Raw genomic sequence first — 24,332 nt, forward strand, 5'->3', positions numbered from 1 at the left:
GAATATAAATGTCTGAATCAGGATTTATAAGATTAACAGAGTAGAAAAACATGGGAAATAGCGAATCACAAACTAGGAATTATAATCAATCTTACCTAAGATGGATTAGCAGATTTATCAAATTAGTATTAGATAGATTTGTCGCTTTTATCGGCATAATTTTTCTTTTTCCTATTCTGATAATTGTAGCAGGTGCTATTTATTTGCGTATGGGGAGTCCAGTTTTATTTATCCAACCCCGTCCAGGTAAAAATGCGCGGATTTTTAACTTCTATAAATTCCGCACCATGACTAATGAAAAGGACGAAAAAGGTAATTTATTATCTGACGAAAAACGCTTAACATCCTTTGGTGATTTTATCCGCAAAACCAGCTTAGATGAACTTCCTCAATTGTGGAATGTTTTTAAGGGTGATATGAGTTTTGTGGGTCCACGTCCTTTGCGTGTGCAATATCTTGAACTTTATACTCCTGAACAAGCTCGTCGTCACGATGTTTTACCAGGAATCACAGGACTAGCCCAAATTAATGGTCGTAATGCTATTAGCTGGGAAACAAAGTTTAACTTGGATATTTGGTATATTGACAATTGGAATCTTTGGCTAGATTTGAAAATTCTTCTATTAACATTTTGGAAAGTCCTGAAGCGTGAAAATATCAGTCAGGAAGGATATGCAACTGCGCCGGATTTTAAAGGTCAGCAATAAATAAGTATTAAGTTTTTTTGGCAAATCAAGGATGGTAATTTTATGGACAAAGTTGTTATTTTTGGAAACGGTTTTTTTGCAGAAAGTATTTACTTTTATCTCAAGCATGATTCAGATCATCAATTAATCGCGTTTACGGTTGATGAATCTCACATTACATCAGAAAGTTTCCATGATTTACCAGTTGTGGCTTATGAAAAACTTGAAAAATATTATCCACCGACTGAATATAAGTTGTTTATTCCTCTCGGTTATGAAAGATTAAATAAGTTGCGGGCAGAAAAATACTATGATGCTAAAAAGAGAGGATATGGTTTTATTTCTTATATCAGTTTTAAAGCTGATAGCGAAGCGCGACCTAGGAATCATCATAATATATCTGTAGGTGAAAACTGCTTGATTTTAGAGAATAGTATCATAGAACCTCAAGTTATTATTGGTGATAATTGTATTCTCGCTGGTGGTAATCATATTGGACATCATTCGATAATTAATAATCATTGTTTTCTTGCTTCTCATGTTGTCCTTGGTGGAAGAGTAATGGTAGGAGAGTACAGTTTTATTGGCATGAATGCTACTATCAGAAATGCCATAAATATTGGCAAAGAAAATATTATTGGTGCAGGGTCAATAATTCTTACCAATACCGAAGATCAAGCAGTTTACTCCCCAGGAGAAACTCCAAAATTTCAAGTTCCTAGCAATCTTATCCATATTTAAGGGAGAGAATAATTTATGACCGGGTTTTCCTGTTTTGTTGTTGGTAATGGGACTCTATCTATCAATTGTTTAGAACTTTTATTGCTCAAAAATTGCCAATTATTAGGAGTATATTCGCCAGATAATTCATTACAAGCATGGTGTGAAAGTCATGGAATTGACTACATAAGTTCTCGCAATATTTTTCACAAAAGACTTATGAATGTTGAATATGACTATCTTTTTAGTATTAATAATGTTCAATGGATTATTCCCAAAAATGTAATTGCTAGAGCAAAAAAAGCGACTATCAATTATCATGATGCCCCACTACCAAAATACGCTGGTTTATACGCAACTTCCTGGGCATTACTAAACGGTGAAACCCAACACGCTGTCACTTGGCATCAAGTCGTTACCCAAGTTGATGCTGGTCCTATTTTTAAACAAAAAATAGTGCCAATTCGTCCAGATGATACCGCCTTTACTTTAAATATTAGTTGCTTTGATGCTGCGATCGCTTCTTTTGATGAACTCACAGCAGAATTAATCGCTGGTAATGTTGAACCAATACCCCAGGATTTATCCCAACGAACTTATTTTGGTTATGAACATCGTCCGGTTTCCCTAATATCTTATGATGTCAGCAGTAAAGATATTTGCAATTTAGTTAGGGCCCTGGATTTTGGTCCAGTATGGCTAGGCCAGGCAGGTTATCGCAATGAATTAGGTCAACCTAAAATCTGGCTACCAGGAGGGGTTGTCGTCGTCAGTTCTGCCCGGCCAATCATATCTGAACATGGAACGCCTGGACAAGTTCTGATTTTAAATGCGGAAGGAATTAGTATTGCTACTATAGACGGGGCAGTGCAATTTGGTAATTTAAAAACATTAAATGGAAAGGACATTTCTTTTCAAGAGTTGCAACAATATTATGGTGTGCGGGTTGGTGATGTTTTACCTGTAATTGACACGGAAACCAAAAAGGCAATTAGTCAGCGGAATATTGCTTTATCTCGTTATGAACAATTTTGGGTTGAAAGGTTGACAAGGTTTACGCCTTTTCAACATCCCTATTTAGGGCGAGAAATATCCCATCAATTACCAGAGTTTTCATCACCCCAGCTTCAACGTTATCATATTTTGTCCAATGCACCTGTAGAACCAAAAAATCTACTGGTGATGTTTGCAGCTTATTGTGTGCGATTAGCGACAGAATCAAGTGGGGAATTTGATTTAGGACTACAAACGGAATCTCAGCGCGGTATTGCTCCTGAATTGTTTTCGCAAATAGTTCCTTTGCGTGTGAAATTTGAAAAGGAAGAGTCTTTTAGTGATTTTCAAGGGCGATTATCAGCGGATTTAGATTACATAAATCACTTAGGTAGTTTTAGACATACACTATTAGGACGTTATCCTGAATTACAGGATACGGAATACGGGCGGAATCTTTTTTCTAGGGGGCGAACAGCCGTTTGCCCCTACCCGTGGTTGCCGAAAATCTTTCCTGTGGCGATCGCATCTGTTCCTGCTCCCGATGCTTTAAAAGATTTGGCTGACTGGGATTTTATGAATGCTTCTATGGCCTTTGTGGCTTATGAAGATGGGAGTTACAGTGAGTTGGTACATAAGGGGGAATTGAGTGATGCGGACTCTAGGCAAATTGTCCAACAACTTGAGGTTTTTATCTCTGCTTGTTTAGAACATCCCGAACAATCTTTAGATAATTTACCAATTCTTAACCTCAGCCAACAACAGCAGATTTTAGAAGAATGGAATCAGACTGCACAACCTTTCCCCGCAGATAAATGTATTCATGATTTATTTGCTCAACAAGTAGAGCGGACTCCTGATGCTATTGCTGTGGTTTTTCAAGAACAACAATTAACTTATCGGGAATTAAACACACAAGCTAACCAACTAGCGCATTACTTAATTTTACAGGGAGTTGGACCTGATGTGTTGGTGGGTTTGCTGATGGAGCGATCGCTAGAAATGATGATCGGGTTATTAGCAATTCATAAGGCTGGAGGGGCTTATCTTCCCCTAGACCCTGATTTTCCTCAAGAGCGTTTGGCTTTCATGGTAGAAGATTCCCAAGCACCCATCATCTTAACCAACTTAGTAGCAACTACGGCGGAAAGGGCAACTACGGGGGGTTGCTCCTGCAGGATTATTCCCATTGATGGAATCAGGGAAGAATTTAGCCAACAACCGACGACGAATCCCCATACAGAAGTTAAACCAGAAAACCTCAGTTATGTCATCTACACCTCTGGCTCCACGGGAAAACCCAAGGGTGTGATGGTAGAACATAGAAATGTGCTTAATTTTTTCACGGGAATGGATGGGGTAATTAACCATGAACCACCAGGAGTATGGTTAGCTGTAACCAGTTTGTCTTTTGATATTTCAGTCCTAGAACTCTTTTGGACTCTGGCACGGGGATTTAAAGTAGTAATTTATAACCCCAAAGCAGAGCGAAAACCGGCTACTCCGGCAAGTTTAAAACGGCAAAATCGCCCTCAAACCATAGATTTTAGTCTTTTCTATTTTTCTAGCCATGAAAGAAATCAAGATGCGGGGGAGAAATATCGCTTATTACTAGAAGGGGCTAAATTTGCCGATGCTCATGGGTTTAAAGCAGTTTGGACTCCCGAACGTCATTTTCACGCTTTTGGTGGTTTATTCCCCAATCCGGTGGTCAGTAGTGCCGCGATCGCTACCATCACTAAAGATATCCAAATCCGGGCTGGTAGCTGTGTTTCTCCACTACATAACACAATTCGTCTGGCGGAAGATTGGTCTTTAGTAGATAATCTCTCCAATGGTCGAGTAGGCATATCTTTTGCGGCTGGTTGGCAACCCAACGATTTCGCGCTGTATCCCGATAGATTTGCCAACCGCAAGGAAATCATGTTTGAGCAAATAGAGGAGGTACAGGCACTTTGGCGGGGAGAAAGCCTTGAGCTTACGAACGGAAAGGGAGAAAGGTTTTTTGTGCAAACCCTACCACGTCCCGTTCAACCGACACTGCCAATCTGGATCACGGCCGCAGGTAACCCAGAGACCTTTCGTGAGGCGGGAGCTAAGGGCTTTAATATTTTAACTCACTTACTGGGACAAAGTTTAGAGGAATTAGCGGCCAAAATTGCCATTTATCGTCAAGCTTATACAGAGAATGGACATACTGGCGAGGGAATTGTCAGCTTGATGATACATACTTATGTAGGGGAAAGTAAGGAAGAAGTGAAGGAACTTGTGCGGCAGCCAATGCGGCAATACTTGGCCAGTTCTTTGGATTTAATCAAGCTTGCGGCCTGGTCTTTCCCCACATTCAAGCAGAAAACCACGAATGAGAAGGGACAGTTTTCGGTGTCCCATTTGTCTGACCCAGATATGAGTGAGGTACTAGATTTCTCCTTTGAACGCTACTTTGAAACTAGTAGTTTATTTGGAACAGTGGATACCTGTGTACAGATGGTAGATCGAATTAAAGCGATTGGTGTTAACGAAATTGCCTGTCTGATTGATTATGGTGTGGATACGGATACGGTACTATCTCAATTACCGCTACTGAATGAATTGAAAGCACGAATCGCCTCTCAACCTACCACTGAATCCGTAGCCGATTTGATTAAGAGTCATCAGGTGACACATCTGCAATGTACTCCTTCTATGGCTAGTTTACTGATTGCAGACACCCCGAACCGCCAAGCTTTATCACAGTTATCTAACTTAATGATAGGTGGTGAGGCTTTTACCGAAGCTTTAGCAAAAGAACTTCAACAGATAATTCCGGGACAGATTCATAATATGTATGGTCCAACAGAAACCACTGTTTGGTCTGCAACCCATACTTTAGCTCAAGTCAATGGAGTTGTTCCCCTGGGTCGTCCCATTGCCAATACTGAGTTATACGTTCTGGACAATAATCAACAACCTGTGCCTGTTGGTATGGCTGGTGAGCTATATATTGGCGGTCAAGGGGTGACGCGCGGATATTTAAACAGACCAGAATTAACTCAGTCAAGATTTATCCCCCATCCCTTTATTACGGGCAACCATGGAGGGATTGCCCCTACTAAGGCGCGTTTATACCGAACTGGGGATTTAGTTCGCTACCGCAAAAATGGTAATCTAGACTTTTTAGGACGTATAGATTTTCAAGTAAAAATACGCGGACATCGGATTGAATTGGGAGAAATTGAGACAATTTTAAGCCGACATGAAGCAGTACAAGAAGCTGTAATTATTGTTCGTGAAGATATCCCAGGAGATAAGCGACTTGTAGCCTATATCCGTCCCCAACCAGGACAAAAACCATCTCATACAACTATTCGAGAATACTTACTTTCCCACTTACCTGAGTATATGGTTCCTTCTAACTTTGTTGTTCTGGAGACGTTTCCCCTGACTCCCAACCATAAAGTTGACCGCAAGGCCTTACCTGCTCCCATGTTAGCGTCTGTGACTGGAGATACTGTAAGTACCATAATACCCCAAAATCATCTTGAACAAACTCTGATAGAAATCTGGCAAAAAGTGCTTCAGATTTCCACCGTGGGAACTCAAGATAACTTCTTTGATTTGGGAGGTAATTCCCTAGTTGCTGTGAGATTAATTGGGGAAATTCGTTCGGTATTTAATGTAGATTTACCCTTGATTACTTTGTTTCAAGCTCCAACTATAATCGACATTTCTGGGCAGATTATGGCTAAGTCCGCGAATCAATCCAGTTCACAACATTGGGGTCAAATCTGTGCCAATAAATCCCGTCATGAAAAAGTGGAGATGGTGGGAATATCCAGATAAATTATTGCCATTAATATAGGCTGATCATTTGATATTTTAGATTTTGGGTTGACTCCTATTCAATCTAAAATCTAAAATCCGAATTTCTGAATTGACAAACTTATTTTTTTTGATTCTCGATATTCCTGAATATTCATTTATCAACATAGTGCCAAAGTGGCGAGAATATTTGAACGGATTTAGTATAGTTATTAATAACTGCTCATTTGCGTTTATTAAGTAACTCAAGTTGTTAGTTATCGGCTGGTAATGGGTAATTGGTCATTGGTGAGTAATTTTCTGTTTTAATCCTGTAAATCCTTTAATCTTGGAAATCCTGATATGACTCTGATCTGACTACGCTATCAGATATTTTCTTTAACTAGCAACTTACGTTATAATTTAATAATTTAGGATGTATAAATATGCCAAATCGCCAAGAAATACTAGAAATCTTAGGTGAAGCGATGGAAATAAATAGTGCAGATATTACAGAAGAAACAGTACTAAAAAACTTAGGAGATGCCTGGGACTCAGTGGCTATATTATCGGTAATATCAATCATTGATAGTTATGCTCAGAAATCTATTCCTGTTAATGTTATAGTCGAGAGCAAAACAATTAAAGACCTCATTGATCTTGTCTATAAAAATGACAATCAAGTAATTAGTTATCAGTAATTTTAATAATCAAGGAGAATAAGATGTTAGAGATGAAGAGAGAAGAAGTTGTCAAAATCATCAAAAAGGCATTTGCAGAAGTTGGAGATAAGTCAAATATTAACTTGCCAAAAAAATTAGATGAAGAAACGAGAATTTTAGGAGGAAATTCGCCTTTTGATTCTATGCACGTTGTCAATATTATTGTTCTGATTGAAGATTATATTGCAGATACATTTAACCTGAATATTACCTTAGCTAATGAGCATACTATGTCTCAGGGTAAAAGTCCATTTTTATCTATTAGGACATTGACAGATTATATAGTAGGTAATCTAATCTAATCTTCAAACATGAAAAATCTTCAGAATAGTCTTTATCAAGACCGTATTGTTTTAATTACTGGCACAACTAAAGGTATTGGACTGCATTTAGCAAAACATTTTTTAGAACAAGAAGCTATTGTTTGTGGTTTCGCTCGTTCTGAATCATCTTTGCAACACAATCAATACTATCATTATCGAGGAGATGTTACTAACGTTAATGATGTTAAAGGAGTTATACAGGAAATCAGAAAAAAGTTTAATCATTTAGATATACTGATTAATAATGCAGGTATAGCGTCAATGAATCCTTCTATGTTGATGCCAGAAACTACTGCTAAAGAGATACTTGATATCAATATAATTGGTGTTTTTAATATGTCGCGGGAAAGCACTAAGTTGATGATGAAAAAAAACTATGGTAGAATTATCAACTTTAGTTCTGTTGCTGTTCCTATGCACATTGAAGGAGAGGCAATTTACGCATCTAGTAAAGCAGCTATTGAAGAATTTTCTCGGGTTTTTGCGAGAGAAGTTGCCAGATTTGGCATCACAGTTAACGTCATTGGACCTTCACCAATTATGACAGATTTGATTGCCAAAGTATCTCCAGAAAAAATCCAAAATCTTGTTAATAAAATGCCTTTAAGTCGTTTAGGAGAATTTAAAGATGTGGAAAATGTGATTGATTTTTTTGCTAGTGAAGCTAGTCAATACATTACAGGACAAGTTATTTATCTTGGAGGTGTTTCATGAATAATCTTGAGAGATTTTTATCCTATTTCGCAGATTATGATCATAAAACTGCTTTAATCTTGAATAATCGAAATTATAGTTATAATTGGATTTTAGAACGAATAGAATACTGGTCTTATATTTTGTCAGAGGAAGGTATACAAAAATCTGTTGTTGGTTTTCAAGGAGATTATTCCCCGGAAATTATAGCCTTATTCTTCGCACTCATGCGGCTAAAAAATATCTTAGTCCCTTTAGGTGTAATTAATCAGCAAGAACAAAAGAGATATTTTGATATCGCTAATCTTAGGTATATTCTGTCAATTGATAAAGAAGAAAAGTTAGTAATTCAAGATTTGAAAACTATTGTAGATAATACTACTTTATCTCAATTCATCAAAGGGGAAACTGCGGGAATTATCTTATTTTCTTCTGGTTCTACTGGCACACCCAAAGGAATGCTTCATGATTGTGATAAATTATTATCAAAATACAATCATGGCAGAAAAACTCTTAATACTTTAGCATTTTTATCCCTGGATCATATTGGGGGAATCAACACTCTATTATATCAATTATCTAATGGGGGAATAACAGTATTAACGGATAATAGAAGACCTGAAAATATCTGCCAATTAATTGAAAGTTGTCATATAGAGTTATTGCCAGTCTCTCCTACTTTTCTGAATTTACTTTTGATGTCAGAGTCTTATAAAAATTATGATTTAAGTTCTTTAAAAATTATTAGTTATGGTACAGAAGTAATGCCAGAAAATACATTATTGGCTTTAGCTAATGCTTTTCCTGGGGTAAGTTTAAAACAGACTTATGGACTATCAGAATTGGGAATATTACCCACTAAAAGTGAAAGTTCTGAAAGTAAATGGGTTAAGTTAGGTGGGGAAGATTACCAAGTGAAAATAGTAGATAATATCCTCTGGATAAAAACTAATTCAGCTATGGTTAGTTATTTGAATGCTCCCTATCCTTATGATGATCAAGGTTGGTTAAATACAGGAGACGTGGTAGAAACAAAAGGGGATTATTTTAAAATACTTGGTCGTCAATCAGAAATGATTATTGTCGGTGGTTTAAAAGTCTTTCCCCAAGAAATAGAGAATATTTTAATCCAAATGCCGGAAATTGATCAAGTAACAGTTTTTGGTGAAGCGAATGCAATTACGGGAAATATAGTTGTTGCTGTAGTTAAACCCACAGATTTATCAATTGACGAACGGAAAATGAGACAACTGATTCAATCCTATTGTCAAGAAAAGTTACAAAGTTATAAAATTCCAGTTAAGGTTTATTTACACTCTAGTGAACATCACAATCATCGGTACAAAAAAATTCGTTCTCAAGTTAAGGAAATGCTATGAATCAAACAAGTATTCCTCTTATCAGTATGCGAGGTATTGCGATCGCTTTACCTGAAAAAATTGAATTTAATCATCAATTATCCGATGTGTTAGATGATGAAGACATAGAAAGAGTTAGTCAAACAATTGGTATTCACAGTAGAAAGGTTGCTGGTGAGGGAATTACAGCTTTTAATCTGATGTCCCAAGCTATAGAAAACCTTTTAAAAACTACAAATATTAGCATAAAAAATATAGATTGTTTGGTGTGTATTACCCAAACTCCAGATTATTTGATTCCGGGAAATTCTTTTCTATTATCTCATCAATTAGGACTAAAAACAAGTGTCTTAACACTAGATATAAATGCTGGTTGTGCCGGATTTACCCATGGTCTAATTGTCCTGGGAAAATTAATTAGTAATGGTGATATTAAATGTGGATTACTTGTAGTTGGAGATACACTTACAAAGCTAGTCAATCCTCAAGATAAAACTGAAAGGTTGTTATTTGGTGATGGAGCGGCTGCCTGTCTTTTAGAATTTGATGAAAAAGGCAAAGGACTAACAGCTTGCTGGAGAACTATTGCTAGTGATTATAATAAGTTAATAGTTCCTGCTGGTGGTATGAAAACACCAACTACAGAACATACGAAAATTGTCAAAATCCAAGAAGATGGTAGCTATAGAAGTGAAAATGATTTAATTATGGATGGTGCTGCCGTTTTCTCATTTTCAATTAAAGAAGTTCCTGAAGTTGTTAACTTAGCTTTAAAAAATTGTAATTTAAGCGATGAAGATATTGACTTATTTGTGTTTCACCAAGCTAATAAATTTATGGTTGATTATATCCGTAAGAAATTAAAGATTGCTGAAGAAAAAGTTCCTATTTGTGTAGAAGGAATAGGTAATACTAGTAGTGCATCTATCCCCATTGCTATTAGTCGTTATGCCTTAAATCAAGGCATAAATAAAATTAGTGGTCGGCTGTGTTTAACTGGGTTTGGAGTAGGTTTATCTTTGAGTAGCGTCATTATTGAAGTAGAAGATTTAATTGTCACTTCCCTATAATTTCACAATGTTATGAAGAAACAAAGAGTAGTCGTAATTGGAGCAGGAGGTCATGCCAAAGTAGTAGCAAGTACGCTCATGGACGCAGGACACCAAGTAGTAGGTTTTTACGATGATGATCTGCAAAAGAGGGGAAAGCATATTTTTGGTATTCCCGTTGTTGGTCCACTGGGCGAGCTTAAATATAACGATTTTTCTCATGCAATCATTGGTATAGGTGAAAATGAGGTAAGAAAGCATTTAGTAGAAAAACTGAATCTTAATTGGATAACTGTGATTCATCCATTAGCTTATGTTCACCCCGAAGTTTATTTAGGCGTAGGTACTGTAGTTTGTGCTGGTGCTATAGTCCAGCCCTATTCTAGAATTGGCTCGCACGTAATTATTAATACTAAATCTAGCGTTGATCATGACTGCTGCGTTGGAGATTATGTACATCTAGCACTCTCCCACCTTGCAGGTGGTGCAACAGCTAATGAGGGAGCATTTATAGCCCTGGGAAGCATTGTATTTCCAAAGGTTACAATTGGTGCTTGGGCTACTGTCAGTGCTGGTTCAGTAGCAATGAAGGATGTGATGCCAAACAGCATAGTCGCAGGTGTGCCGGCTCGATTGATTAAAGAAGCTAATCTTAATTAACGCAAGAGGCAAAAGAAGATTAACATAAATACTGATAATTATCCCTACACATTCCCTATTCCCTATGAAAATTATTTCTCTCGGTCATGCAGGCCTCCAAGTAGAAACTCGAAATGCTAAAGTGCTGATTGATCCTTGGTTTTCACCAGAAGGGGCGTTTCTGGGTTCATGGTTTCAGTACCCAGATAACCAACATTTGATCACTTCTGCACTGCTGCAACCAACGGCCATCGCTATTTCTCATGAGCATTTAGATCACCTTGACCCTTGGTTTCTGTCCCAAATACCAGCAAATACATCTATTATTATTCCTCGCTATCCCTCACCAGTCTTAAAGAGAAAAATTGCTGCTGCCGGTTTAAAGGAAATTATAGAATTGCCTCAGTGGCAACCAATAGAAATAGCTGAGAGCATTAGTATTTTCTTTGTATCAGAACAGTCACCAATGAACCATGACTCCGCAGTGGTTATTGTTGGTGATGGGCAGACTCTACTTAATCTCAATGATGCTCGCTTGTCTGGATCTCAACTTAGCAGCATCCGTAACAAAGTGGGTGGAGTAATTGATGTGTTAGCACTGCAAGGAGCAGGAGCTTCTTGGTATCCCATCTGTTACGAGTACCCCGAAGAGCGTAAAAGAGAACTTTCCCAGAATAAGCGCCTAGCTAAATTTAAGTACATGGAACGGGCGATTACTATTGTTGAACCAGTAACAGTTATGCCCTGTGCTGGTCCTCCCTGTTTCCTTGATTCAGAACTGACTTGGGCAAATGCACAGATCGAAGCCGGAATTTTCCCAGATCAACAGCAGGTAGTAGACTGGCTAGGGCAGGAGGGAATTAAAAATACTATGATTTTGCTCCCAGGTGATGCTTTTGATGTGACTACAAATCAAAAAGCAGCTGATCCTATCTGGGATGATTTTCACTTTAGCAATCGCACCTCTTATGTACAAGACTATGCTGAATTGAGAACTGGTAATCTTCTGGCTTTAAAGGCTCGTTACCCTCAACCTACCGCATCTCTTTACTTACCATTTTGCGACTATTTCCAGCGTCTTTTAGGAATGAGTCCTTACTTCAACAGCAAAATCAAGATGCGAGTTGGCTTTGATATCACAGGACCTGGAGGGGGGAAATGGGCGGTTGATTTTCGACCCGGTTTAGAGGGGGTATATGAAGAGATGGGTGAATGTAGTTATGGTTACCGTTTTGCCTCAAGATGGCTTCCTTCTTTGTTAGATGGTTCCTTGTCTTGGGAAGACTTCTTTTTGTCCTTACGATTTCAGGTATGGCGAAATCCAGATATCTACAATGACCATCTTTTAGGACTCTTGAAATTTGCTTGTTCTCAGTCCCTACAAGCTGTAGAAGATTATGAAAACTCAGTGGATTTCCAAGAGCAAATTACAATCCATTGCGACGGAAGTAATTACTTGGTACAGCGCCATTGCCCCCATGCAGGTTTTGACTTACAGGAGGTAGGAGAGGTTTTACCTGGAGGGATTCTGCGCTGTCTAGGTCATCACTACGAGTTTGATTTAAATACCGGAAAATGCCTGAATGGCAAATCTAAATTACTCAGCAGCAAACGCACTATTTAGGTGAATTATGAATAAACCAATTCTGCTCTCAACTCCCCATATAGGATCTCAAGAATTAGCATTCGTAAAAGAAGCATTTGATACTAATTGGATCGCCCCAGTAGGTCCTCATGTTGATGCTTTTGAACAAGAATTTTGCCTTGGGACTGGCGCTAGTTATGCGGCTGCCGTCAGTTCGGGAACTGCGGCTTTACATTTAGCTTTACAATTAGTTGGCGTAGGGTCAGGGGATGAGGTTTTTTGTTCTACTTTAACCTTTGCTGCTACTGCTAATCCTATCATTTACTTAGGTGCAAAACCAGTTTTTATTGATAGCGATCGCATTTCCTGGAATATGAACCCAGAATTGTTGCAAGAAGCTTTACAAAAACGCGCCTATTTTGGTAAATTACCAAAAGCAGTTATCCTTGTACATTTGTATGGTCAAAGTGCAGATATTGAACCTATTCTCCAAGTTTGTAATCAATACAATATTCCCCTAATTGAAGATGCAGCCGAGGCTTTAGGTGCTACTTATAAAGGGCTTTGTCCTGGAACTTTTGGGCGAGTTGGTATTTACTCCTTCAATGGTAATAAAATCATCACTACTTCCGGTGGGGGAATGTTAGTTTCTGATGATGATAAATTAGTTATGAAAGCCAAATTTTTAGCAACTCAAGCCCGCGATCCTGCACCCCATTATCAACATTCAGAAATCGGTTATAACTATCGTCTGAGTAATGTTTTAGCAGGTATCGGTCGTGGTCAGTTACAGGTTTTAAATGAAAGAGTAGCAGCGAGACGACGCAATTTTGAAATTTATCAATCTGCTTTGGGAGATTTACCAGGAATCGAATTTATGCCCGAAGCTAATTTTGGACATTCTACGCGGTGGTTAACGGCTTTAACAGTCGCGACCGAGGCTTTTGGTGCAGATCGAGAATATATTCGTCTTCAACTTGCTAAAGAACAAATTGAAGCTCGTCCTGTATGGAAACCATTACACCTCCAACCTGTGTTTTCTGAATGTGAATGTATTGGTGGTGAAGTCGGGGAAGATTTATTTGTACGCGGTCTTTGTTTACCCTCTGGCTCTAATCTAACAGACGAAGATTTAGAAAGAGTAATTTCTGTTATTACAGCTATTTACTCAACAACTTAAAAATATCCAACTTTAATGATTATGGAACTACAAGAATCTTCTATATCACCGACAAAATATTGGACAATTCTCAAACGTCGTTGGTTGGCAACTTTATCTATTAGTATTGTTGTTTTTGGGATATCACAGTTAGCAACATCTTTGAAAAGACCTCTTTATGTGGCAGAAGGTAAGTTACGTTTTCAAAGAAATAATTCTACTTCTTCTATGACGGGATTAGGAACAGAAATAGGCAAATTAGTTCCTCTCATGGAACAAAGTAATCCCATGAACACAGAAGTAGAAATAATACGTTCTTTTCCGGTAATAGAGAAAACTATTAACCGTTTAGAACTCAAAGATGATAAAGGACTGGCTTTAAAAACTAGGCTATTTCTCAAAAACCTCACTATCAAAGAAGTTAAAGGTGCTGATGTTCTCCAAATTACCTACACAGATAGTAACCCAAAAACTGCTGCTCAAGTTGTAAATGAGCTAATGAAAGTTTATTTGGAGCAGAATTTATCTTCACGCAGAGCCGAAGCAGCCGCAGCTCGCAAATTCATAGAAAGACAACTACCAAAAGCCGAATTAGTTGTGCGTCGCTCTGAATCTGAATTAGCAGGTTTTAAAGAGAGAAATAAGATTGTTTCTTTACAGGAGGAAGCAACTCAGGCAGTGGAAATCATGGCTAATTTGCAATTAAGAATGAACGATACTCAATCTCAATTGGCTAATGTTAAATCCCAGTCTCAGGTAATAAGTCAACAATTGGGAATGAGTCCCGAACAGGCATTATTAATGACTTCTATCAGTCAAATCACTGGAATACAAGATATTCTTAAAGAAATCCAACAGCTACAATCAAAATTGGCAAATAGGCAAACTATTTTGGAGAATAGTCATCCAGAAATTATAGACATACGAGACAAAATAATCTCTTTAAACAGAGTTATTGATCAGAGGATAGCCCAAGCATTAGGTAAAAATAAACTACAAGCACAAGGTAACTTACAATTGAGTGCATTACAACAACAACTCTCTACTAGACTCGTAGAATTAGAATCTAACCGTCTAGGTTTAGCAAGTCAAGTCAATTCTTTATTAGATTTACAATTTGCTTATAAACAAAGATTAAATAACTTACCGAAATTGGAAGAACAACAGCGTCAGTTAGAACGTAAACTACAAGCAGCACAATCTACCTATTCCCTGTTACTTCAAAAGCTACAGGAAAGCAGAATAGCCGAAAATCAAAATTTAGGTAATGCTACTAAGATATCTGAAGCACAAATTCCTGATGAATCTACCTTCTCTGCTATGGGTTCTTATCTAAGTTCAGCCTTAATTAGTATATTGGCGGCCTTGATTACTATATATATTCTAGAACGGCAAGATAAATCTATTAAGACTGTTGATGAAGCTAAAGAATTACTGGAACTGACTTTATTGGGAGTTATTCCTACAGCCAGTAAGTGGAAAAGATCCTCTAGCAATCAGGATGAAAGTGATCCCTATAATCAAAGTATTATCATTCGAGATTTCCCCCGTTCTTCTATTAGTGAATCTTACCGAATGTTAAGGGCAAATCTCAATTTCATGAGTGCTGATAAAGAGCTAAAAGTTATTGTTGTCACCAGTTCTGTACCCAAAGAAGGTAAATCAACGGTAGCAGCCAATTTAGCTACAGCAATGGCACAAATGGACCGTCAAGTTTTACTAATAGATGGAGATTTGCACAGTCCAGTTCAGCATAAAATTTGGGATTTGATGAATAATCAAGGTTTAAGTAATTTAATTATTAAAGAAGAGGAAATCTCTGCTACTATCAAAAAAGTCATGCCTAACTTAGATATCTTAACTTCTGGCATAGTTCCTCCTAGTCCGGCTTCTCTTTTAGATTCTCAAAGAATGGCAACTTTAATGGCGAATTTTTCTGATAAATATGATTATGTAATTGTTGATACTCCAGCATTAAATGTTGCTGCTGATGCTGTTACTTTAGGACAAATGGCCGACGGTGTTTTATTAGTGGTTCGTCCTGGTATTGTTGATTCTGTTAATGCTACTTTTGCTAAGGAACTATTAGCAAAATCCGGACAAAATGTCTTAGGACAGGTGGTTAATAGTGTAATCGTTAAAAATGAACCCCATAGCTATTACTACTTCCAAAAAGAAGACTATTCACAAACAATTAATCAAGAGTCTCAAGAAACTGTAAAAATTTAGTTTAGTGAGGATTTACTGATAAGTATTGATTAATGTAGTGAGGACTTGAGTCCTCTTTTCCCCTTTTCCCCGTAGTCAGGACTTGAGTCCTCTTTTCTAGATACTACGCGAACAAAATCAAGGCTAAATCCCTGACTACAAAGGAAAAATTATAATTTTTACTGCCACCCTTGCGTCGCTCCTGTTCTGGAAGGAGTCGGGGATATGCTTTCTGCTTATACTTGTATTGAGAAAATTATTTTTTATTCTTTCTACCAACGTCAAATACTATGCGTTAGTTTATATTTAGTAATACTTTAGCTCTTACCCATACGCTACTAAATAAGAAACTAGGTAGGACGTATCTTTGCGTTAACGGGAAGCGCCCCATTATAGATAATCTTTTATTTAATAAGCTGTTTAGCATTTAAGTTTGACAAAATCAGTGATGTAAAATCTTATAGGTGGGCATACCTTTGAATATTTATACATATTTAATTTAGTGACGCTTTAACTTATCAATAACCACAAAAATAAGATAGCGGTTTACCAACCTGGTATCAATATAGCCTTGATCATTTTTGCCTACCGTCTGTCCTTTGCCTTTATGAGTCAGCTTAATCATTAAATTGGTGCAAAATATGGGATAAAATCTATGTTCATCCCAGAAAATAGAAGTATGTATCTTCTGGAATATCAAATTTAGATTACAGATTCGACATACTTCTTAATAAACCAACAGCGTCAACACAAAACGTTCTAATCTAAAAATTGAACTGGGTTAATTTACTGGGTTTTGCCAGCGTCATATTCACAAATACGCAAAAATGTCAAGCCTTAAAAATAAATAACTCAGGCTTAACACATAAACGATTATGATAGGAGTTTTAAAAAGCTAATGAGTGTTAAGGCAAGCGGTGGAAGCTCAGTTGCGCGTCCGCAACTATATCAAACCCTACCTGTGTCCACTATTTCCCAAGCGGAACAACAAGACCGCTTTTTAGGAAGAGGTGAACTAAGTGAACTGGTCAGTTATTTTGCCTCTGGGGCAAAACGTTTAGAAATCGCCCAAATTCTCACAGAAAATTCGGAAATCATCGTTTCTCGCGCTGCTAACCGGATTTTCGTCGGTGGTTCACCTATGGCTTTCTTAGAAAAGCCTCAAGAACGAGAATTGGCAATGGTCGGTGCTGGTGCTAGTCTGCAAGAGGGCATGAAATTAGGAACAGTCACCTACGTTGAAAGTCGTGGTGGTTTCTTGGAAAACCTGCGTTCTATTTTCAATACTTCTGCTGGCGGACCGACACCTCCGGGCTTTAGACCCATTAACGTCGCTCGTTATGGTCCGGGTAACATGGCCAAGAGCTTACGGGATTTATCCTGGTTCTTGCGCTATGCTACTTATGCCATTGTCGCTGGTGACCCTAATATCATCTCTGTGAATACCAGAGGTTTACGGGAAATTATTGAAAATGCCTGTTCTTCTGAAGCGACTATAGTGGCTTTACAGGAGATCAAGGTGGCTTCTTTATCCTATTTCCGCAAAGACGCGGCAGCTACAGAAATTGTGACTCAGTACATGGATGTATTGCTCACAGAATTTCAAGCGCCTACACCTTCCACAAAAGTTCGCCAACGTCCTACTGGTGATCAACAAGGGTTACAACTACCCCAAATTTACGCTAACGCGGCTGAGAATCGTCCCAAATACGCTATGAAGCCGGGTCTGTCTTCTAGCGAAAAGACAGAAGTGATCAAAGCGGCTTATCGTCAAGTATTTGAGCGCGATATTACCCGTGCTTATAGCTTGTCTATTTCTGATTTGGAATCAAAAGTTAAAAATGGCGAAATCTCCATGCGGGAGTTTATTCGTCGTCTTGCTAAGTCTCCCCTTTACCAAAAGCAATTTTACCAGCCTTTTATTAACAGTCGGGTAATTGAATTGGCTTTCCGTCATATTTTAGGACGGGGACCTTCCAGCCGCGAAGAAGTGCAAAAATACTTTGCTATTGTTTCTAAAGGCGGTTTAGCGGCCTTGGTGAATGCTTTGGTAGATTCTACCGAATACAGCGATTACTTTGGCGAAGAAACAGTACCCTATATTCGGGGTCTGGGTCAAGAAGCTCAAGAGTGTCGCAACTGGGGACCACAGCAAGACCTGTTTAAATACAGTGCGCCTTTCCGTAAAGTACCTCAATTTATTACAACTTTTGCGGCTTATGAACAGCCATTACCTGATCAACATCCTTATGGTTCTGGTAATGATCCCTTGGAAATTCAATTTGGGGCGATTTTCCCGAAAGAAACTCGCAACCCCAGCAGCAGCCCTGCACCTTTTAGTAAGGATACCCGCCGGATTTTGATTCACCAAGGACCTGGTATCAATAATCAACTTAGTAACCCTAAAGCCCGTGGTGTAGCTCCAGGGACTCTAGGGGCTAAAGTCTTCAAATTAGACCAATTACCAGGAACTATTGGCAAAAAAGCGGCTAAGGGAGCAAGTGTTAAGTTCTCTGAAAGTTCTACCCAAGCGGTAATTAAGGCTACATACTTACAAATTTTCGGTCGTGATGTTTATGAAGGTCAACGGCTGAAAGTTGCAGAAATTAAGCTGGAAAACGGCGAAATCACTGTCCGTGAGTTTGTACGGATATTGGCTAAGTCGGATTTATTCCGCAAGATGTATTGGACTTCTCTCTATGTGTGTAAAGCGATTGAGTATATTCACCGTCGCTTATTAGGTCGTCCTACCTATGGTCGGGAAGAGAACAATAAGTATTTTGACCTGGCGGCTAAGAAGGGTTTCTATGCTGTTGTTGATGCTATCATTGACAGTGATGAATACAGCCAAGCATTCAGTGAAGATACTGTTCCTTACGAACGCTATTTAACTCCTGCTGGTGTATCTTTACGTCAGTTGCGCGTAAGTACTATCCGCGAAGATTTGGCCAATGTTGAAAAACAAGAAACCCCGCGCTTTGTGGAATTGGGTGCAGTTACAGAAATGCGGACTGAACCAGATATTGATTTCCGCATTAATCAAGGTGTTACTAAGCAACGTGAGCAAACCAAGGTCTTTAAATTAACAGCAGTCGGTAATGATAAGGTTGCTGTTGATACTGTAATTAGCGGTGCTTATCGCCAGATTTTCGAGCGAGATATTGCTCCTTACATTTCTCTCAACGAGTTCACGAGTCTAGAAAGTAAGTTGGTGAATGGTGAAATTACGGTGAAGGAATTTATTCAAAGTTTGGGTTACTCTAACCTGTACTTGAAGGAGTTTTATACACCTTATCCCAACACGAAAGTAATTGAGTTGGGTACTAAGCATTTCTTGGGTCGCGCACCGATTGATCAAGCAGAAATCCGCAAATATAACCAAATTCTCGCTACTCAAGGTATTCGTGCCTTTATTAGCTCTATGGTGGAGAGTGTGGAATATCGTCAAGTCTTCGGTGAAGATACTGTTCCTTACCGTCGCTTCCCCACTTTACCTGCTGCTAACTTCCCCAATACTGAAAAGCTTTACAACCAGCTAACTAAGCAAAATGATGATTTGGTTGTTCCCAGCTTTAAAACAGTTAAGCCTCGGATTAAAACTGAGAATACACCAATTTTGGCGAAGGCGATCGCTGATTTAGCAGCCCAAAGTAAGAAAATGGACAAGACTAAACCCTTGTTTATTGAGTTGGGTCGTTCTTTCAATGATGGACGTGGACAGTCTGTAGAGGTAGGTGTAGGCACGAGCAGACGCAAGCCAATTCGGATTTATCGCGCTACTACTGGCACAAATTCCCCGGAAACCAATCAGGTAATTAATGCTATTTACTGTCAGGTAATGGATGTATTTAGTGGTCAAGTTCCTGGTTATTTCCGCCGTTCTGACTTAGATAGCAAATTACGGAATGGTGAAATTACCGTGCGTGAGTTTGTCCTGGAATTAGCTAGTTCCGAAATCTATCGCAAACGGTTCTATACTCCTTATCCCAATACCAAGGTAATTGAATTTTTATTCCGTCACCTGTTGGGACGCGCACCGGCTACCCAGAGCGAAATCCGCCAATATAACAAATTATTGGCTGATAGCGGTTTAAGGGCTGCTGTAGAGGGAATTGTCAATAGTCCTGAATATGCTCGTTATTTTGGTGAAGACGTAGTACCTTACAAACGCTATCCCTCTTTACCAGCGGGTAACTACTTGGGTAGTGTACAAGCTGAGGCTGATTTGGTGAAACAATCTTGGTCTAGCTTGTCTCCTGCTGTTTTAACAGGTCGTCCTAGCAATAGGTAGGTTAATGGGTAATGGGTAATGGGTAATGGGTAATGGGTAATGGGTAATGGGTAATGGGTAATGGGTAATGGGTAATTGGTAATAACTCTACCTCCTTGCCTGTTACCTGTTACCTGTTACCTGTTACCTGTTACCTGTTACCTGTTACCTGTTACCTGTTACCTGTTACCTGTTGCCTCAAAATGAGCAAATCTGAAAATTAATGTTACAAAATATTAAGAGCAGTAATAAATGCTCAACATAATACTGGACAATATTTTGCGGAAGGTATTTGAGTTTTCCATCTGGTTTACACCAAATCCAGTCAATCTGGTTAGAAATGTAAATCAAGATGTCGGGCTTGACTATCAACCATATAAAGTCGTACCAGTTTAATCAAACTCTGGTTACATTAGTTTTGGAGGAATCCATTAATGAGTATCGTCACGAAAGCTATCGTGAATGCTGATGCAGAAGCTCGCTACCTCAGCCCCGGTGAATTAGATAGAATCAAAGGTTTTGTTGCTGGTGGCGCACAACGCCTTCGCATCGCGCAAGTATTGACCGAAAACCGCGAGCGCATTGTTAAGCAAGCTGGTGACCAACTGTTCCAAAAACGTCCTGATGTTGTTTCCCCCGGTGGTAACGCTTACGGTCAAGAAATGACAGCTACTTGCTTGCGTGACTTAGACTACTACCTCCGCCTGGTTACCTACGGAATCGTTTCTGGTGATGTTACAGCCATCGAAGAAATCGGTATCGTTGGTGTTCGGGAAATGTACAAGTCTTTGGGTACTCCCATTGATGCAGTTGCTGGTGGCGTTGCCGCTATGAAGAACGTTGCTGCTACCTTGTTGTCTGCTGAAGACGCAGGTGAAGCTGGTTCTTACTTCGACTACGTTGTTGGTGCAATGCAGTAGGTTTTAGCTCTATTCTCGGCTAAAACTGATACTGTGACAATAAGGTTGGAAATAAGGAAAAAACAACAATGCAAGACGCAATTACCTCCGTTATCAATTCTTCAGACGTTCAAGGTAAATACCTTGATACCTCTGCTCTCGAAAAATTAAAAGGCTACTTCGCTACTGGTGAACTGCGCGTTCGTGCCGCAGGTACTATCAGTGCTAATGCTGCTGCGATCGTTAAAGAAGCTGTAGCTAAGTCCTTGTTGTACTCTGATGTTACCCGCCCCGGTGGTAATATGTACACTACCCGTCGTTACGCAGCTTGTATCCGTGACTTGGATTACTACTTGCGTTATGCTACCTATGCTATGCTCGCTGGTGATGCTTCCATTTTGGATGAGCGCGTATTAAATGGTTTGAAAGAAACCTACAATTCCTTGGGAGTACCCGTAGGCTCTACCGTTCAAGCTATCCAAGCTATGAAGGAAGTAACCGCTAGTTTGGTAGGTCCTGACGCTGGTAAAGAAATGGGCGTTTACTTCGACTATATCTCCTCTGGCTTGAGCTAGGAGTTAGGTTTGCACTTAGTAATATAGGTGCGAAACTGGTATTTTGGTCTGGAAATCAATCATGATTGCTAGAAGGTTCTCTTGCTAATTTGATTGTAAGTGTTATCAGTCTAGTGTTGATGGTTGATTTCCAGTCTGCGAAAGATTAATTAAAGATTTGCACTCAAAATTTTTGAGATAAAAAAGTTTCCACAAACAAATAGAGGAGATTTGAAAAAAATGGCTCGTTTATTTAAAGTAACTGCTTGTGTTCCTAGTCTATCTCGTACTCGCACCCAACGCGAATTACAAAACACTTACTTTACTAAGTTAGTTCCCTATGAAAATTGGTTCCGTGAACAACAACGGATTCAAAAAATGGGTGGCAAGATTGTTAAAGTGGAATTAGCAACTGGTAAACAAGGTACTAATGCTGGTTTGTCTTAATTTCTATACATAGCGAGCTTATTTTATTTCGATTTTCTTAGGGGTCTAAAAAGACCTCTTTTTTTGTTATATTTTCGCTGTTGCTGATTCAGATAATTTAGCTCACGCAGAAGCACTCCAGGCGCAGAGAGTGAGAGTAGTAAGAGTTTATCTTTTTTTCATTTGATATTCTTTTGTATCAAAAAGAAAATTGCAAAGTGTTTTAGCTGAGTTTACTGCTAATCTTGCATGATGTTCTGATGGTTTAAGTGGAAATTACATGAGAGTCACTCATTGTATTTCGTAATGTAGCCAAACCAGAAACTACACTTGTTAAACCTGAAAGGATTTAAAGTATTTTCCTATGTATGACAAAGTGGAAATCATGCCGACAAGTATTCATTGTAAGCGATCGCCTGTGGTGCGATGCGCCAATAATAAACTAGAATTAAATAACCCTAGCTAAAAATTCTCTCAACCATGGCAACTGCTACTAACATTGGTACGCTAGTAACCTGTTCTCCAGATATCAATAATGGTCGTCCCGTGATTACAGGGACTAAAACTTCTGTGAGTCGGGTGGTTGTTCTTTACAAACAAGGTGCAAATGCTGAAGAAATTGCCCGTCGGATAAGTCACCTCAACCTTGCCCAAGTTTATGCAGCTTTAGCTTACTACCACGTTAATCGTCATCAGATTGAAACTGAGTTAGCCCAAGCAGAAGCAGAATACTGGAATTTAGCAGAGTTACACAGCCAGAAAGATAAAAATACAGATGAATAAAATCCGGCTTTATATTGACGAAGACTCTATGGATGAAGATTTTGTTCAAGCCCTACGTTCGCGCAATGTAGATGTGTTAACAGTTGCAGATGTGGGAATGTTGTACAAATCAGATCGAGAACAGCTAAGTTGGGCTAAAGAAAATAACCGAGTTATATTTAGCTTTAATGCCAGGGACTTCTATTATATCCATACTACTTTACTCGAAGAAGAGTCATCTCACGCTGGAATAATTTTAGCACCTCAGCAAAGATACAGCATTGGCGAGTTAATGCGTGGAGTTTTGCGACTTATTAACACCAAATCAGCAGAAGATATGCAGGGACAAGTGGAGTTTTTAAGTAACTGGGTTTATTGATTATGCCAGCTTTTATAGTCAGTCATACAAAAATAGGCTGGGCTTTTATACCCACCCTTAGTTAATTTTTCTTATTTAAATGACTCAGAATTATTGGGGGTTGCGTTGTTGATGATGAAAACGCATTTCTCCCCGGAATTTCTTCATTTGTGCTTGCTGTTGGGGAGTTAATATAGCTTGCATTTTTTGTCTTTCCGAATCATGGATTTGTTTAATTTGATCTTTCTGTTTGTCCGTTAGATTCAAAGAATTAAAAATATCACCTTTTTTCTCATGTCCACTGTGATGTTGTCCTTGTCTTTGTTGACGTTCAGCTTTACGTTTTTCCATTGCAGTTTTTAACTGATTTTTTTGTTCTGTGGTCAAGATAGCGTCAACTTGAGCGCGGGTATTGGTGTGAATTTCCTTCATTTTCGCTTTTTGTTCACTGGTCAAATTCAAGTGTTTAAATAAACCTCTTTTTTGTAATTCTTGACCAGGTTGGGGTAAGGGTGGGTTGTTCTGCGCTTGCACTGCAAAGGGAGTTGCGATTAAAGTTAAGGCCAGAGTACCAGCAAGCAGTGATAATGTCTTCAGTTTCATATTTACCCTTTGGTTATTTGTAGTTATTTGTCGTTATTTCGGTTTTTTATGTTCCTATGATATTAACTTCTATCCAGAAATTAATCTAGAATTAACAACAACTTTAGCAACTTTAAAGTTGATAATTCAGGATAATGGTAAAGGTTTTGATTTAGGTGAAAATCCGACTGGATTTGGTTTACAAAGTATGCGCGATCGCATTTTAGCATTAGGAGGGGAATTTGAAATTAACACTCATCTAGGTGCAGGTTATCAAATTATTGTGCAAGTTCCTTTACTGAACTATTAAACTGTTTTACTCTCAAAATCATAGTTTTTAGAAAATTTATCTCGGAAAATAAAGTAAAGAAATATTAAAAATTCATGAATTTCACCACCTTCATCTTTAAAATGAATTATAATCATAAAGTGACCAGTTATTTAGTAGAGCTTACTAATTGGTAATTGGTAATATAATTCCTGGATATCCTGATTATGACGATGTATTTCAATAGTAACTTATCATTGATAACATCACATATTTATTTGAAAAACACAGAAAATAT

At 38.5% G+C, this 24,332-nt stretch carries 20 protein-coding genes and 2 pseudogenes; 19 read left to right on the top strand and 3 right to left on the bottom strand.

The genetic code is table 11. From position 1 onward, the window contains the following. Window positions 1–50 precede the first annotated feature (50 nt). The 16 genes from H6F39_RS03840 to H6F39_RS03915 all read left to right on the top strand — a co-directional run bounded on the left by H6F39_RS03840 (window position 51) and on the right by H6F39_RS03915 (window position 22,085). Window positions 51–707, top strand: coding sequence for a sugar transferase (locus tag H6F39_RS03840; protein WP_137907082.1), 657 nt, complete (start codon window positions 51–53; stop codon window positions 705–707). A gap of 42 nt (window positions 708–749) precedes the next feature. Next, entirely contained in the window at window positions 750–1,427 is a 678-nt protein-coding gene (locus tag H6F39_RS03845; protein ID WP_190396269.1) for an acetyltransferase, read from the top strand. A gap of 15 nt (window positions 1,428–1,442) precedes the next feature. Then, window positions 1,443–6,221 (top strand): MupA/Atu3671 family FMN-dependent luciferase-like monooxygenase, encoded by a 4,779-nt coding sequence (locus H6F39_RS03850; RefSeq protein ID WP_190396270.1) that lies wholly within the window; start codon window positions 1,443–1,445, stop codon window positions 6,219–6,221. 404 nt (window positions 6,222–6,625) lie between these two features. Next, window positions 6,626–6,880 (top strand): acyl carrier protein, encoded by a 255-nt coding sequence (locus H6F39_RS03855; protein WP_190372007.1) that lies wholly within the window; start codon window positions 6,626–6,628, stop codon window positions 6,878–6,880. A gap of 32 nt (window positions 6,881–6,912) precedes the next feature. Next, entirely contained in the window at window positions 6,913–7,203 is a 291-nt protein-coding gene (locus H6F39_RS03860) for a hypothetical protein (protein ID WP_190396271.1), read from the top strand. A 9-nt stretch (window positions 7,204–7,212) separates the two neighbouring features. After that, on the top strand, window positions 7,213–7,938 hold the full coding sequence (locus tag H6F39_RS03865; protein ID WP_190372006.1) for an SDR family NAD(P)-dependent oxidoreductase: 726 nt from the start codon (window positions 7,213–7,215) through the stop codon (window positions 7,936–7,938). Then, window positions 7,935–9,296 carry a fatty acid--CoA ligase family protein gene (locus H6F39_RS03870; protein WP_190372005.1) on the top strand — a complete coding sequence of 454 codons (1,362 nt, stop codon included), beginning with the start codon at window positions 7,935–7,937 and terminating at the stop codon, window positions 9,294–9,296. The genes H6F39_RS03865 and H6F39_RS03870 overlap by 4 nt, the downstream gene beginning before the upstream one ends. Beyond that, window positions 9,293–10,345 carry a 3-oxoacyl-ACP synthase III family protein gene (locus H6F39_RS03875; protein ID WP_190396272.1) on the top strand — a complete coding sequence of 351 codons (1,053 nt, stop codon included), beginning with the start codon at window positions 9,293–9,295 and terminating at the stop codon, window positions 10,343–10,345. Before H6F39_RS03870 ends, H6F39_RS03875 begins: the two co-directional genes overlap by 4 nt. Window positions 10,346–10,357: 12 nt before the next feature. Next, complete coding sequence (locus H6F39_RS03880; protein ID WP_137907074.1) at window positions 10,358–10,984, top strand: acetyltransferase; 627 nt, start codon at window positions 10,358–10,360, stop codon at window positions 10,982–10,984. 64 nt (window positions 10,985–11,048) lie between these two features. Further along, window positions 11,049–12,587, top strand: coding sequence for a Rieske 2Fe-2S domain-containing protein (locus tag H6F39_RS03885; protein WP_190396273.1), 1,539 nt, complete (start codon window positions 11,049–11,051; stop codon window positions 12,585–12,587). A 7-nt stretch (window positions 12,588–12,594) separates the two neighbouring features. Further along, the gene (locus H6F39_RS03890) at window positions 12,595–13,728 is read left to right on the top strand and encodes a DegT/DnrJ/EryC1/StrS family aminotransferase (RefSeq protein WP_137907072.1); all 1,134 of its coding nucleotides are present in this window, start codon (window positions 12,595–12,597) and stop codon (window positions 13,726–13,728) included. Between the two features lie 21 nt (window positions 13,729–13,749). Then, complete coding sequence (locus H6F39_RS03895; RefSeq protein WP_190396274.1) at window positions 13,750–15,936, top strand: polysaccharide biosynthesis tyrosine autokinase; 2,187 nt, start codon at window positions 13,750–13,752, stop codon at window positions 15,934–15,936. 877 nt (window positions 15,937–16,813) lie between these two features. Next, window positions 16,814–20,206, top strand: coding sequence for a phycobilisome rod-core linker polypeptide (locus H6F39_RS03900; protein ID WP_137907071.1), 3,393 nt, complete (start codon window positions 16,814–16,816; stop codon window positions 20,204–20,206). 413 nt (window positions 20,207–20,619) lie between these two features. Further along, a complete protein-coding gene (apcA, locus tag H6F39_RS03905) occupies window positions 20,620–21,105 on the top strand; it encodes an allophycocyanin subunit alpha (RefSeq protein ID WP_028084653.1) in 486 nt (161 codons plus the stop codon). Between the two features lie 68 nt (window positions 21,106–21,173). Beyond that, window positions 21,174–21,659, top strand: a complete 486-nt coding sequence (gene apcB / locus H6F39_RS03910) for an allophycocyanin subunit beta (protein WP_028084652.1) — start codon at window positions 21,174–21,176, stop codon at window positions 21,657–21,659. A gap of 219 nt (window positions 21,660–21,878) precedes the next feature. Continuing rightward, window positions 21,879–22,085 (top strand): phycobilisome linker polypeptide, encoded by a 207-nt coding sequence (locus tag H6F39_RS03915; RefSeq protein ID WP_027402734.1) that lies wholly within the window; start codon window positions 21,879–21,881, stop codon window positions 22,083–22,085. Between the two features lie 147 nt (window positions 22,086–22,232). Here the strand turns inward: H6F39_RS03915 and H6F39_RS21085 are convergent. Both H6F39_RS21085 and H6F39_RS21090 read right to left on the bottom strand, forming a co-directional pair. Continuing rightward, window positions 22,233–22,325: pseudogene (locus H6F39_RS21085) on the bottom strand (abortive infection family protein); the annotation flags it as partial. Window positions 22,326–22,329: 4 nt separating this feature from the next. Continuing rightward, on the bottom strand, window positions 22,330–22,413 hold the full coding sequence (locus tag H6F39_RS21090) for an abortive infection family protein (protein WP_370539363.1): 84 nt from the start codon (window positions 22,411–22,413) through the stop codon (window positions 22,330–22,332). A gap of 131 nt (window positions 22,414–22,544) precedes the next feature. Here H6F39_RS21090 and H6F39_RS03925 point away from each other — a divergent pair, with 131 nt between their 5' ends. After that, window positions 22,545–22,847, top strand: a complete 303-nt coding sequence (locus H6F39_RS03925) for a DUF433 domain-containing protein (protein WP_137907070.1) — start codon at window positions 22,545–22,547, stop codon at window positions 22,845–22,847. Then, window positions 22,840–23,205 carry a DUF5615 family PIN-like protein gene (locus tag H6F39_RS03930; protein ID WP_137907069.1) on the top strand — a complete coding sequence of 122 codons (366 nt, stop codon included), beginning with the start codon at window positions 22,840–22,842 and terminating at the stop codon, window positions 23,203–23,205. The genes H6F39_RS03925 and H6F39_RS03930 overlap by 8 nt, the downstream gene beginning before the upstream one ends. Before the next feature lie 90 nt (window positions 23,206–23,295). Here the strand turns inward: H6F39_RS03930 and H6F39_RS03935 are convergent, their stop codons facing one another. After that, window positions 23,296–23,787, bottom strand: coding sequence for a Spy/CpxP family protein refolding chaperone (locus H6F39_RS03935; RefSeq protein WP_137907068.1), 492 nt, complete (start codon window positions 23,785–23,787; stop codon window positions 23,296–23,298). Between the two features lie 76 nt (window positions 23,788–23,863). Between H6F39_RS03935 and H6F39_RS03940 the strand changes: the two are divergent. Beyond that, window positions 23,864–24,076, top strand: a pseudogene (locus tag H6F39_RS03940) (sensor histidine kinase); the annotation flags it as partial. Window positions 24,077–24,332 lie beyond the last annotated feature (256 nt).

It is taken from the genome of Dolichospermum sp. FACHB-1250 (assembly GCF_014696335.1).
Taxonomy (GTDB): domain Bacteria; phylum Cyanobacteriota; class Cyanobacteriia; order Cyanobacteriales; family Nostocaceae; genus Dolichospermum; species Dolichospermum planctonicum.

Coding starts and splice junctions, on each gene's coding strand:
- apcB (WP_028084652.1), top strand. CDS start 21,174: ATGCAAGACGCAATTACCTCCGTTATCAATTCTTCAGACGTTCAAGGT.
- H6F39_RS03900 (WP_137907071.1), top strand. CDS start 16,814: ATGAGTGTTAAGGCAAGCGGTGGAAGCTCAGTTGCGCGTCCGCAACTA.
- H6F39_RS03930 (WP_137907069.1), top strand. CDS start 22,840: ATGAATAAAATCCGGCTTTATATTGACGAAGACTCTATGGATGAAGAT.
- H6F39_RS03885 (WP_190396273.1), top strand. CDS start 11,049: ATGAAAATTATTTCTCTCGGTCATGCAGGCCTCCAAGTAGAAACTCGA.
- H6F39_RS03925 (WP_137907070.1), top strand. CDS start 22,545: ATGGCAACTGCTACTAACATTGGTACGCTAGTAACCTGTTCTCCAGAT.
- H6F39_RS03915 (WP_027402734.1), top strand. CDS start 21,879: ATGGCTCGTTTATTTAAAGTAACTGCTTGTGTTCCTAGTCTATCTCGT.
- H6F39_RS03850 (WP_190396270.1), top strand. CDS start 1,443: ATGACCGGGTTTTCCTGTTTTGTTGTTGGTAATGGGACTCTATCTATC.
- H6F39_RS03880 (WP_137907074.1), top strand. CDS start 10,358: ATGAAGAAACAAAGAGTAGTCGTAATTGGAGCAGGAGGTCATGCCAAA.
- H6F39_RS03860 (WP_190396271.1), top strand. CDS start 6,913: ATGAAGAGAGAAGAAGTTGTCAAAATCATCAAAAAGGCATTTGCAGAA.
- apcA (WP_028084653.1), top strand. CDS start 20,620: ATGAGTATCGTCACGAAAGCTATCGTGAATGCTGATGCAGAAGCTCGC.
- H6F39_RS03855 (WP_190372007.1), top strand. CDS start 6,626: ATGCCAAATCGCCAAGAAATACTAGAAATCTTAGGTGAAGCGATGGAA.
- H6F39_RS03870 (WP_190372005.1), top strand. CDS start 7,935: ATGAATAATCTTGAGAGATTTTTATCCTATTTCGCAGATTATGATCAT.
- H6F39_RS03895 (WP_190396274.1), top strand. CDS start 13,750: ATGGAACTACAAGAATCTTCTATATCACCGACAAAATATTGGACAATT.
- H6F39_RS03840 (WP_137907082.1), top strand. CDS start 51: ATGGGAAATAGCGAATCACAAACTAGGAATTATAATCAATCTTACCTA.
- H6F39_RS03865 (WP_190372006.1), top strand. CDS start 7,213: ATGAAAAATCTTCAGAATAGTCTTTATCAAGACCGTATTGTTTTAATT.
- H6F39_RS03845 (WP_190396269.1), top strand. CDS start 750: ATGGACAAAGTTGTTATTTTTGGAAACGGTTTTTTTGCAGAAAGTATT.
- H6F39_RS03935 (WP_137907068.1), bottom strand. CDS start 23,787: ATGAAACTGAAGACATTATCACTGCTTGCTGGTACTCTGGCCTTAACT.
- H6F39_RS03875 (WP_190396272.1), top strand. CDS start 9,293: ATGAATCAAACAAGTATTCCTCTTATCAGTATGCGAGGTATTGCGATC.
- H6F39_RS03890 (WP_137907072.1), top strand. CDS start 12,595: ATGAATAAACCAATTCTGCTCTCAACTCCCCATATAGGATCTCAAGAA.